The sequence below is a fragment of the Pseudoalteromonas phenolica genome (genome assembly GCF_044788725.1).
GTDB classification, from domain to species: domain Bacteria; phylum Pseudomonadota; class Gammaproteobacteria; order Enterobacterales; family Alteromonadaceae; genus Pseudoalteromonas; species Pseudoalteromonas phenolica_C.
Window position 1 is genome coordinate 3,346,031 of sequence record NZ_CP173161.1, and the last position, 12,668, is coordinate 3,358,698.

At 40.5% G+C, this 12,668-nt stretch carries 8 protein-coding genes; 6 read left to right on the forward strand and 2 right to left on the reverse strand.

What is annotated here, in order from left to right; genetic code table 11:
* Positions 1-2: 2 nt before the first annotated feature.
* Positions 3-2,240, reverse strand: a complete 2,238-nt coding sequence (locus ACH784_RS15165; protein ID WP_404391592.1) for an ABC transporter permease subunit — start codon at positions 2,238-2,240, stop codon at positions 3-5.
* Positions 2,241-2,536: 296 nt separating this feature from the next.
* Here ACH784_RS15165 and ACH784_RS15170 point away from each other — a divergent pair, with 296 nt between their 5' ends.
* The 3 genes from ACH784_RS15170 (at position 2,537) to ACH784_RS15180 (ending at position 6,736) form a co-directional block, all read left to right on the forward strand.
* The gene (locus tag ACH784_RS15170) at positions 2,537-3,043 is read left to right on the forward strand and encodes a glycine cleavage system protein R (protein WP_404391594.1); all 507 of its coding nucleotides are present in this window, start codon (positions 2,537-2,539) and stop codon (positions 3,041-3,043) included.
* Between the two features lie 116 nt (positions 3,044-3,159).
* A complete protein-coding gene (gene ppk1 / locus ACH784_RS15175) occupies positions 3,160-5,250 on the forward strand; it encodes a polyphosphate kinase 1 (protein WP_404391596.1) in 2,091 nt (696 codons plus the stop codon).
* Complete coding sequence (locus ACH784_RS15180; RefSeq protein ID WP_404391598.1) at positions 5,234-6,736, forward strand: exopolyphosphatase; 1,503 nt, start codon at positions 5,234-5,236, stop codon at positions 6,734-6,736. The genes ppk1 and ACH784_RS15180 overlap by 17 nt, the downstream gene beginning before the upstream one ends.
* A gap of 148 nt (positions 6,737-6,884) precedes the next feature.
* On the opposite strand, the gene ACH784_RS15185 is transcribed toward ACH784_RS15180, so the two are convergent.
* The gene (locus tag ACH784_RS15185; protein ID WP_404391600.1) at positions 6,885-8,126 is read right to left on the reverse strand and encodes an EAL and HDOD domain-containing protein; all 1,242 of its coding nucleotides are present in this window, start codon (positions 8,124-8,126) and stop codon (positions 6,885-6,887) included.
* Between the two features lie 306 nt (positions 8,127-8,432).
* On the opposite strand from ACH784_RS15185, the gene ACH784_RS15190 reads away from it, so the two are divergent.
* Genes ACH784_RS15190 through ACH784_RS15200 form a run of 3 tightly spaced genes read left to right on the forward strand, consistent with a single transcriptional unit; the run spans position 8,433 to position 12,441 of the window.
* Positions 8,433-11,114 carry a PAS domain S-box protein gene (locus ACH784_RS15190; RefSeq protein WP_404391602.1) on the forward strand — a complete coding sequence of 894 codons (2,682 nt, stop codon included), beginning with the start codon at positions 8,433-8,435 and terminating at the stop codon, positions 11,112-11,114.
* Positions 11,115-11,116: 2 nt separating this feature from the next.
* Positions 11,117-11,530, forward strand: coding sequence for a response regulator (locus tag ACH784_RS15195; protein WP_404391604.1), 414 nt, complete (start codon positions 11,117-11,119; stop codon positions 11,528-11,530).
* Positions 11,527-12,441, forward strand: coding sequence for a GGDEF domain-containing response regulator (locus ACH784_RS15200; RefSeq protein ID WP_404391606.1), 915 nt, complete (start codon positions 11,527-11,529; stop codon positions 12,439-12,441). The genes ACH784_RS15195 and ACH784_RS15200 overlap by 4 nt, the downstream gene beginning before the upstream one ends.
* Positions 12,442-12,668: the final 227 nt, after the last annotated feature.

Genomic DNA, 12,668 nt, shown 5'->3' on the forward strand with positions numbered 1-12,668 from the left:
TCTTACATTGAGCTGTATTTTTCACGTAATTGCTGGCGAACAAATTCAGCAACCGTGTTAAAAATAAATGTGAAAATAAATAAGACGAACGCGGCCAAGAATAAGATGCGGTAATGTGAGCTGCCCACTTCTGATTCCGGCATTTCAACCGCGATATTTGCAGCCAAAGTACGCATACCTTGGAAGATACTCCAGTCCATAATTGGCGTATTACCTGTTGCCATCAGTACGATCATAGTCTCACCTACAGCACGGCCTAGACCCATCATGACTGCAGAAAAAATACCTGGACTCGCCGTTAGTAACACAACGCGCACTAAAGTTTGCCACTGAGTTGCACCTAGCGCTAATGAGCCATTTGATAAATGTTTAGGTACACTGAATACCGCATCTTCTGCAATTGAGAAAATAGTCGGGATGACCGCAAAGCCCATCGCAATACCTACAACCAATGAGTTACGTTGGTCGAAGGTTAGACCTAACTCGTTAGTTAAATATTGACGTACATTACCATCAAATACCCATAGTTCGATTTGACCGCTAATTGCAAACGACAACCAGCCAATAAATAGCACCACAGGGATTAGTAAAATTGAATGCCAACCGTCAGGAATTAAATGACGAATGCTTGCAGGCAGCTTAGTCCAACCAAATGCGGTAGCTATAACTGCGAGTGGCAATAATGTCACTAGAGCGATGACCGCAGGTAAATGCACTTCAATTAGTGGTGCTAACCAAAGACCCGCTAAGAAACCTAAAATAACCGTCGGTAATGCTTCCATAATTTCAACGGTAGGCTTAACCACACGACGTAATTCACTCGACATAAAGTAGGCTGTGTAAATTGCAGCAGAAATTGCGATTGGTACAGCAAAAAGCATGGCGTACATTGCCGCTTTAATCGTACCGAATGAAATTGGTACTAAAGAAAACTTAGATTCAAAATCATCAGACGCTGACGTCGACTGCCAGGTATAAGCTGGCTCAGGGTAGCCTTCGTACCACACTTCATTCCAAAGTGCAGACCAAGTCACCTCTGGGTGCTCGTTGTGTACTTCAAAGATTGACAACGTATTATTCGAAAGTGATAAAACTGCGTTTGCACGCGGTGATACGGCAAATGCGTCAATCGCCTGCTCGCTGATCTTACCGCGCCATAATTCGGCTTCACTGGTTGTGTAGTACACACCAAGATCGCCTGACGATGTCGTCGTAAAGAAGGTACGACGGTAGTACTCAGTATAAATATCTAACTTGTTGGTTTTTTCAGTTTCAAATGCACGAATTTTTGCAAACTGACGACCATTATCTTCGGTGTTAACTTCAAACCATTGTGATACTTCGCCATTGTCGTTTGCCAACATCAGAGAGTTCGCACCAGCAAGTAATGTTGCGCTCACTAGGTTTGCATTTTCTTCGTTTGCAGCAAGTACTTGGAACTGCTCGACATCAGCAGGATCGCGCGTATCAAAGATATAAATTTTGTTCGCACTACGAACAAATACGCGAGACGTATCCGGTGAAATTAGCAATTCGTTTACGCGCCCATCAATGTCTAATTCTGTGCGTTCAATCAACCATTCAACTTCACCTGTAAACATGTTTTCTTCAGGCGTGAATGCCGCAAATACCACGCGCTTGTCTTCAGTAAGTGCCACAGCAGCTGCTTTATCTTCATAGTAGCTAAAGGCAAACTTCGCAATGGCCTGCTCTTGTTCATCAACTAACAGTTGTTCACCATTCAGTGGGTAACTGATACGCGGTGTGATCAATCGCTCATTAGCTGGAAAAGTAACCAAAAAGCTCGGTTTAACTAATTTGATTGCACCGTTATCCAAACCATACGCATACAAACCTAAGAAAGGCGCACTCTTTGCAAATGTAGTAATGTTTCCATCGAGCTCAACCTGCAGACTTTTTAACAGAGAGCCTGAGTTTTCGCCTTTAATTTGGAAGAAATCAATACTGCCTGAGTCTTCTAATAAGTAAGCAATCTCAGTTTGCTCCTCAACACCGATACCAACATAGTTTTTCTCTGAAGATAAACTCACATCAGTACGTTTCTCTACTTTTACTGACTCTAAGATTGGTTCAACAACGTATAGTAGATAGAAGAAGATCAACAGCAATGCCACAAGTACCATTACCCCACCTGCGGTAATACTGTATTGTGCAAAGCGATCTTTAAATAAACGGCGCTTATCCGTTTTAAAAGACTTTTGCTGTGCTGTGGTAGACATTAAAACACCTTATTATCTTTGAATTGTGCGCATTATATTTCATCAAGATGACAGTAATGTTACACAAAAAGGACTTTGCACAGCTAAAAGGTGAACTTTTCTTAACAACTAAATGTCAGAAAAAAGTCGTGACAAATTTGCTCTAGCGCAAGTCATTGCGCGATTTTCTGGACAAGCAAAAAAACTTAACTAATCTTAAATTGCGGTACATAAGATGACGTATGGAAGCGTTACATTGTTTATCGCTTGTTTCCACTTCTACCACACGGTAGGCAAAAATAATAAGAGACATTGATATGAAGCAGTTAGTTTTAACAATAATAGGTAAGGACCGGCCGGGTCTCGTTGAAGAAATCTCAGCAACCATCCTTGAACATCACGGAAACTGGATGACCAGTAACCTCAGTCATTTAGCAGGCCAATTTGCAGGCATCATTCAAATTGGTGTCGCAGAAGAACATTTACAAGAAATTCAAACCGCACTTGGATCACTCGCGGGTTTAGAAGTGCGTATAGAATCTGGTGATACTGATGAAGCCATTCAAACACCAGAAACACTTAATTTAGTCATTACTGGTAACGACAGGCCAGGCATTGTCAAAGAACTATCAAGTGTTATTCGCCATAAAGGCGCAAATATCACTCATTTAAATTCACGACAGCGCAGTGCGCCTAATTGGGGCGTGCCTATTTTCAGTGCATTCGCAACTGTCACTTTGCCTGCGGGCATGCATAAAGATAATGTCATTGAGGCGCTCGAAGCTATCACAAGCGATCTCATTGTTGATATTGAGAGTGACTAATTCCAAACTTAAAATGAAGTAAATTTATGACAGGCTGAGGACATAGCCTGTCATATAAGTGTCATAAAAAACTCCTATATTTCGTTGTTGTACCTTTGATTACCCATGGATAGATCATGCATTCTGTACCGCACACCTCGACTAATATTAGCTATTTTGCCAAAGAGTTAAGCTGGCTTTCGTTCAATGAACGCGTTCTTCAAGAAGCCAAAGATCAAAACAACCCACTGATTGAACGACTGCGTTTTTTAGGTATTTTCTCAAGTAACTTAGATGAATTCTTTAAAGTACGAGTTGCTGATTTAAAAAGAAAAGTTTTACTTAACAGTTTATCTGATGCCCACTTTGACGCCGACGAAGAACTATTAAATCAAGTAAATAAAAAAGTGCTGGCGCTGGGTAAAAAATTCAATCAGATCCACCATCAACTACTGTCCGATCTTGATAAACAAAATATCCATATCCGCCAACCTGAAGACCTCTCAGAATTTCATAAAGACTGGTTAGAAGATTTCTTCAAAGACCAAGTTCTACAGCATATGTCACCAATCTTGCTAACCGAATCAAGGGATTACTCAAGTAATATCAATGATGCGATGACATATCTATTCATTCATATGCAAGGCGAAAAATCACAGTATGCACTACTTGAGATCCCCACTGATCGACTTGATCGATTTGTGATTTTGCCTTCCGAAAAAAGTCGTCGTCATAAAACCATTGTGATGTTAGACGATGTGGTTAATTTCTATTTGGCCGAAGTATTTAAAAGTTTCGTGAAATTCGACAATATCGAAGGTTACTCTATCAAGCTCACTCGTGACGCCGAATACAACCTAGACACAGAGATAGAAGAAGGACTACTAGATAAAATGTCTAAAGGCCTGAAACAGCGCCTTTATTCAGAACCTGTTCGCATGGTCTACGACGAAGCTATGCCCGAAGAAATGTTAAAAGTATTAAAAAAGCGCCTAGGTGCTAGTCAGCAAGATGCGTTAATTCCTGGTGGACGCTATCGTAACTTTAGAGACTTTATTTCTTTTCCAAATATCGGCCGTAAACATCTAGAAAACAAACCTCTAAAACCTTTGACGAGTAGCGCATTTAGCAATCATGACAGTGTATTTAAAGCTATCTCAGAACAAGATATCTTACTGTATTATCCGTACCATACGTTCAACCATATGCTTGAGTATGTTCGTCAAGCCGCTTATGACCCAAAAGTCACGCAGATCAAAATCAACATTTACCGAGTTGCGTCTCGCTCTAGGCTAGTTTCTTCGTTAATCAACGCCGCCAAGAACGGGAAAAAAGTGACCGTGATGGTTGAGCTTAAAGCGCGTTTTGATGAACAAAACAATATCGAATGGGCAAAGTTACTAAGCGAAGCGGGTATCAAAGTGCTGGTTGGTTTGCCTGCGTTAAAAGTGCATAGCAAACTCTGCGTAATCCACCGCAAAGAAAAAGGTAAAATCGTTAAATATGCCCACATCGGCACTGGTAATTTCCATGAGAAAACGGCGCGTATTTACACTGACTTTAGCTTGTTTACTAAACACAGTGAGATCTGTGATGAATGTGATGAAGTATTCAGATTCATCGAAACCAGTTATCGTCCATTTACCTTTGAACACCTACAAATTTCACCACTGAATGCTCGAGAGCGTATTTGCCAAGGCATAGAAAATGAAATTACTGCTGCTAGGAATGGTAAATTTGCACAAATCACCATAAAAGTGAATAATCTAGTCGATAAACAGCTCATTGATTTGCTCTACAGTGCTGCTCGACAAGGTGTGAAGATACGTATCATCGTTCGGGGCATGTGTGCACTTGTCCCTGGTTTACCTAAATTTAGCGATAACATTTCTGTGATCAGCATTGTTGACCGATTTTTAGAACACCCTCGTGTTATGGTGTTTGAAAATCAAGGTGACCCACAAGTTTATATTTCTTCAGCTGACTGGATGACTAGAAACTTAGATCATCGAGTAGAAGTTGGCGTTCCTATTTACGATCAGCACTTAAAGCAGCTAATCATCAATATATTAGAGCTACAATTTAAAGATTGCTGTAAGGCAAGAGTTATAGATGTCGAACAACAAAACAAATACGTTGCCCGTGGTAACCGTAAAAAAGTTCGTTCGCAAATTGCCATCTATGATTTCTTGAGTAAATGGGAAAACAATTATGCACAACACACCTGAGCCAGCGAGTTTTGCTGCGCTCGATTTAGGCTCTAATAGCTTTCACTTAGTCATCGCCCGCAAAGTTGAGGGCAGACTACAAATTCTTCATAAAGAGAAGCATCGCGTGCATTTAGCTTCAGGTCTGAATGAAGAATTTGAACTTTCTGATGAAGCCATCGAACGTGCTATGTTGGCGTTTAAGCAACTAGCACAAACACTTCAAGGTTTTGATCCGGCCAATGTGGAAGTCGTTGCGACCTATACACTTAGAAATATTAAGAATTTAAAACAGTTCTTGAAACAGGCGCAAGAGTACTTCCCTTTCAATATCAATGTAATATCTGGACAAGAAGAAGCACGTTTAATTTATCAAGGTGTAGCAAATTATGTTCACGGCGAAGATAACCGATTGGTCATTGATATTGGCGGCGGCAGTACCGAATTGGTTATTGGCCAACATTTTGAGGCATTGCAACTAACTAGCCGAGATATCGGCTGCGCCAATATTACGAAAGCATTTTTTAGCTCTGGAAAGCTCAGTAAGGGCACATTTAAAAAAGCAGAGATCGCAGCTCGTCAAGCGCTTGAGCCCATTTCTCCTCGCTATCGAAAAACAGGCTGGCAACAATGCTATGGTACCTCAGGCACGATAAAAGCCTTGATAGGTATCGCACAAGCACAATTCGACAGTGAACACTTAACCCTTGCTCTCTTAGAAGACATCAAAGCCTTGTTAATCTCACAAGGCAACATTGAGCAACTTGATATAAAAGGGTTAAACCCAGAGCGTCATACCAATATTGCTGGCGGATTAAGTATCATTATTGCCGCCTTTAAAGAATTAAAAATAGAACGCTTAGATTACTGTGACTATGCGCTTCGCGAAGGTGTGCTGCATGAAATGCTCAATTACGATGAATTTGACTTAAGAGTTCGTACCATAGTTGCGCTAGGCCAACACTACAACATAGATACCGCCCATGCCGACAATGTGTTTGATACGATTAAGCATCTTTTTTCGCTGTGCAAAAAGCCTTGGGGGCTGAAGCAACGTGATTTACTGCAACTTCAGTGGGCTGCACAATTACATGAAGTAGGTTTATCAATCAACTCGTCGGGCATTCAAAAGCACAGTGCGTATATTGTAATGAATACGCCTTTGCCGGGCTTTACGCAGCAACAACAAAGTGTGCTAAGTGCCTTGATCCGCTTTCATAGAAAGAAAATCAAACTTCCCGAGCTCGATACTTTTAATATTTTATGTGCTGAGACATTCGCAAAGCTTTTAACATTATTCAGACTGGCTGTGCTTGTAAATAGAACAAGGCAATTGACGGATTTATCTCGACCAAGTTTAATGGTTGATGAAAATCGAGTAACCGTGCAATTTGAGGCACAGCTTCCTGAAGAGCAGGCCCTGCTATGTGCTGATTTAGAACAAGAGCAGGTTTACCTTGAGGCGATTGGTATTAACCTTCAATTCGTGGTTGGAGAGTTGGAATAACACACCACGATTTTGAGAGAGTAATACCAATTCTCAATAATACTCTATCATTTTGAGGGACTAAAACTGACCGCTCAATAAAAAGGGGTGCTATAAAAATAAGGCTGAAAATCCAGCCTTATTTTTAGTAAATAGTCATAGTGTAAAGTTAAGCTGAGACCACAGCAAAGATTTCATCAGCATAAGTTCGACTTTGCTCTACCAACTCATAAATACTCGAGATAGGTGTGGCGGGACGTACCGCTGCCAAAATCGCTTCGGCTTCCTGCCAGTTATTTTGCTCCACAGCCATTGCCACTTTCAAAGCGCCACCCAACAAGCCTTTGTAATTCAAAAGCGCGCCGCTTAAATTACTATCTAATGAAAATTCAGAAATAATGGTTGTGAGATCCATATCCAAAATCGCACCTAAAATCGACATTAAACCGATCAAATAACCCTGCTCTGCCATTTCTTCGCCACCAGGTGCTAAGAAAAGCGCCATAAACCTCGCTCGCATTAATCCAAACTTGGTCAGCTCTGTCGGTTTATCAACACCTAATTCGCTGAGTGCCAATACACGAACAAACTGTCGAAGCGCATCTTCCCCCAGATAAACAACCGCTTGAGAAATGGACTTCATTTCTAACTTATCGAGTCCAGAGCGCGCATTAACAAGCTTTAAAACTCGAGCTGTTAGGCTTAAGTCTTTCGCTATTTTATTCTCAATATCTTTAAAACATAAATTGGGTTGTGCGGTCGATTTCAATAAATCAAACACCACCAGCTTTGAAGGCTCAACATTTCCATGGGTCAACATTTCTGGTTTTGCAAAAAAATACCCTTGAAATAAATCGACTCCAGCGCTTTTCAAATATTCAAACTCTTCATAGGTTTCTATTCTTTCCACGACAATTTTAACTTGTGGATACAAGCGCTTAAGCTTCTTAGCTAGCATGGTCGTTTTGAGGATTGGCTGTTCTAGTTCGAGCTTAATATATGACATATGTGGCAGTAACGGCTCCCATCTCGGATCGCTGTCATAGTCATCTAAGGCAAACTTGTAGTGCTGCTTTCTAAGCACTTTGACAATTTCGAGCAGTTGCTGAACATTCTGCGAGCGCTCAACGATTTCAAGCACTAAATTGTCAGGTTTTAATAACCTAGGGATCTCTTGTAATAAAGTCGTGTCTGATAGATTTACAAATGCGCAGTGGTTAGCAACCAGCTTTTCTTTCCCGACCAAAATAAGCGAGTTAAAAAACATACGTCCTGTTGCTTGTTCATCGGTTACTCCAACAGGAAAGGCGTTATTATCAGAATCTCGATACAGCAATTCGTAAGCAAAGATCTGCTTAGTTGCATCGAGGATCGCTTGTCGAGCTATAAACTGTGTTGCGGGTTTTGTCATAGAATACAACCGAATGATTAGGGCGAGCCCTAATAAAATTATTAAATCTACACCTACTAGCAATAGGACTAAAATATTAGTGCCTTTGTTAAGATTACGTTAGCAGAGTCACTTGAGCAAACAAAACATGACATTCTTTCTAAAATAATTGCTCATTTTCAGCAAATCTCACCAGCCTCTTAGCTAGTAAATTAAAGTCCGCTTTTGTGCTTTTGATGGCAAAACAATCACTTTCTGCCACACTTTATGAGCCTACAAAATTTGCAGGCTGTGAATCAACCTATTTGCGAGTAAACGGAAAGTCCCATGCAACTAAATTCACTCGAGTCATTTTTCCACACTATGTATATGCCTCATGGACACTGCTATTTGTGGCAACCACATTTACTGTGGAGCAATGTATTAGCCGACGCACTTATCGCTGCATCTTACTTCTCAATCCCGATTGCGCTCATGGTATTCTCAAAAAAGCGCCCTGAAATAGGTCAACACTGGTTAGCTATTTTATTTTCTGCATTTATTTTATTGTGTGGTGTCACACATTTAATTGGTATTTTTACGGTTTGGAAAGGCGCTTATGGTATTCATGCTGTCAGCAAAATTGCGACAGCCATTGTTTCAATGGTGACGGCAGTTTATTTATTTAGGCTATTACCCGAGGCACTCAGTGTCGCAACACCTGCACAAGTACAAGGCTTTAGAAATAAACTCAAAGAATATACACATGAAACCACTTCGCTAAAAAATCAACTTAGTCAGCATGAATTAACTAGCTTTGCACTGGATACGCTCCCTGTCAGCACGCTCATTTTTGACTCTGAGCTGCGTATTATTTCATGTAACCCTCACTTTATCGCGGAATTAGGCTTAACAAGCTCAGAGCAAATACAAAACCAACCCCTTTCGCAGTTGCTCACTTTACAAGACCCTTTCTATACCCTCGAAAAACTACAACAAGAAATCGCCACAAAATCGAGTTATAGCAACACCTTAATCTGTAACATCAAACTCCATAACGGACAATTACTGCCAATGGAGATAAGCCTTAAGAAAACACGCTTCAAAGACGACTCTTTAATTGTCGCTGTATTTAACAACCTTACGAAGTTACGAACAGCTGAACATGAACTCAAAGAGTCACATCAACAAATGCAACGAGCGGTCAATGCCACAGAAGACGGTATATGGGAATGGAACGTTCAAACTAACGAAGTTAATTACTCACCTAAATTGCTCGATATGATAGGTCACGGTAACGAACAAGAAGCTAAGTTTGAAATGTGGCTAGAACACATTCACCCCAAGTATATCGATAAAGTTAATAAAGCCTTAGACAATCACTTTCAAACTAAAGAGCAATATAAAGTTGAATACTTAGGTAAAGATAAAAATGACAATTACAGTTGGTTTTTAGCAATTGGTAACAGTGTATTTGATACCGAAGGTAATCCCACAGTTATGTCTGGTGCGCTACGCAACATAGAGACAGAAAAGCAGCTGCGAATCGAAATTGCAGAAAAAGAAAACATCCTCAACGCCATTTACAATGGTACCCAACAAGCTATTTGGTTGGTTAAAGCCGTTCAAGATGACTTTGTATTTTTAGAGTTTAACCAAACCGCCTGTGAACGTGCTGGCGTTAAATATAGACAGATTATAGGAAAGCCACTGACCATGTTGTCTGATGGTATTTTCACACCTGAGAATATCGACAATATCAAACAAAGATATAGCCATTGCCAACACGCTAGAACCCCCACTGAATATACCGAAAGCTTTACTTTTAATGGCAAAACCTACTGGTATCAAACAACCCTCTACCCACTGATTGATGAAAGCGATCACAGTATTAAAATTGTCGGTACTGCCATCGATATTACCCACAGAAAACTGATCGAATCTGAGCTACAAAAAAGCCAACACTTTTTAGAAAAAATGATCGACTCAACCGTCTGTGGTTTGTATTTATATGATTTGAAGAGCCAAATTAACACCCGTATTAATCAAAGATACTCTGATTTGATTGGCTACACATTAGAAGAGCTACAACAACAAGACCTAAGAAACTTTTTCCACCCCGATGAAGTCGACGCGGTTTTTGAACACATACAAACAGTCATTCAAAAACCCGCAGGGCACCTCACTCCAATGACCTATAGATTTAAACATAAAGCCGGACACTGGGTATGGTGCTACTCATTTGATACTGTGCTCACTGTCGATGAGCAGGGCAACCCTGATTTAATGCTAGGTACGTTTATCGACATCACCGAACAAACGAATTTAATGAATGAATTAAAAGCGTCAAACGAAAGCTTAGAGCGCTTTGCCTTCATCGCCTCCCATGATTTACAAGAACCGTTAAGAAAAATAGCATCGTTTTCTTCCAGCTTAGCGACCAGACTCGCTAGCACCATTAAAGCTGATCCAGACGCTGAATTTGAGTTTTCTCGCTTATTAAGTGCGACAGAACGCATGCGTAATATGATCCAAGACTTACTGAAATTATCCCGTTTAACCACTCGAAAGCTCAGCAAAACTCCTTGTACTTTAAAACTATTAACATCAGAAATAAGCGAGCAGCTTTCCCTGCAAATTGAAGAGTCTGATGCGTTGATCATTACCAATAATGCAGATACTCGACTCACCGTTGATTACTCATTGATGCTACAGGTACTACAAAATTTAATTACTAACAGCCTTAAATTTCGCCATTCTGAGCGCCCGCCAGAGATCACAATTGGCTGCTATACTGATAAAAATAAATTGGTGATCTCTTATCAAGATAATGGCATTGGCATTAAGCCCGAATATCGCAAACAAATATTTGAGCCATTCCAACGTGTCTTTGCCAACCAATATGCTGGCAGTGGCATTGGACTATCTTTAGTTAAGAAAATCATAGAACTACACGACGGACAGATAGAGTGTGTTGATAGCCCTAATGAAGGTGCAAGTTTCTTAATACACTTACCGATGGAGGGTTAGTTATGAATGAAATAGTACTTATTGAAGACGATCCTGATGATATTTACCTTTTCCGTCAGGCCTGTGCTCAGTCACGTAGCACACCCAGTGTAAAAGTTTTACAAAGTGCCAAAGAGCTCATTCATGAGGCAAAAGAGCCATCAAATACTAATCGAGTCTATCTGCTCGATTTAAATATGCCTGAAATGTCTGGTCTCGAAGCGCTTGACCATTTACAAAAAAACGCGCAACTTAATGAAATGATCGTGGTTTGCTATAGCACCTCAGATAGCCCTTCGGATATTCGGCAGGCGTATGAACTTGGCGCTAAGTCTTTTTTAAGCAAACCCAGCTCAATCAGTGAATTAACAGAAATGATTAATACCATTACTCATTACTGGTTTCATTACAATAAGATAGGGAACGCTGAAGTATGAATACTTGGTTAATTTACTTACTGGAAGATAACGCGGACGACATTTATTTAGTAAAGAAATTGCTGAGTGAAGTGCATACTCGCCAAAGATACAAAATTTGCGCGTTTGAAGATCTCAATTCACTCAAAAGAGCGCTCACTCAAGCCTTACCTGATACGCTATTAATTGACCTAAACGTACCAGATAGCATGGGGCTAGATACTTTGGTCAATGTGAAACGGATTGCCAATGGTATCCCAATTATTGTTTTAACAGGTGTATCTGAAGATCTTTATGGCGAGCAAGCTATCCAGCTCGGCGCACAAGACTACATACCAAAACACGAACTATCAGGTACGCTGCTTAACCGCACTATCATGTTTTCTAAAGAGCGGCATGATATGCAAAAGAATTTAGAAAACCTCGTTTCATTAGATAGATTAACCATGCTGCATAACCGCGGTGCCTTTGATCAACATTTACAAGAAACATTCAGTGAAGCGCAGCGTCATAACCATACTTTTGGCATTTTGTTTATTGATTTAGATAACTTTAAGCCTGTTAACGACGAGTTAGGCCACCAAGCGGGTGACAAACTGCTTAAACTCATCGCATCGAAACTCAAGCTATTCAAGCGCTCCGCAGACTTTGTGGCCCGTTATGGCGGTGACGAGTTCGTGATAGTGGCTCATCACATAGACAACCTCGATAATTTGCTTAAGTTAGCAAACTACAAATATCAGTTATTAGCGGATACTTACTGTTTAGAAGACAAAGAAGGGGCGTTAAAAGAAGTCAGATTAGATGTCAGTATAGGCGCTGTCATGTACCCATTGCATGCTGATAGTACGCAAGACCTGTTAAGTGTGGCTGATAAAGCCATGTATCATGCGAAAGAAAACAAACTCCCCTTACATATTCCCGCGGCCTAGCAATAACGAAATAGCCACAAAACACCAATTAAGCATTGCACTCGCGCGATTTAACATCGCGCCAAAAACGCCGATGGTAGCAACGAGCGGTTATTAAACTTTTGCACGGGATAAAGTACAACTTCACAGAGTCTTCATTTAAACCTTAAGTCATATTTCGTTGTTAGTTTAAGTAATATGCTCGGCTTTTCACGCCTTTATTAATCAATTTTTATTGTCGATAAGGC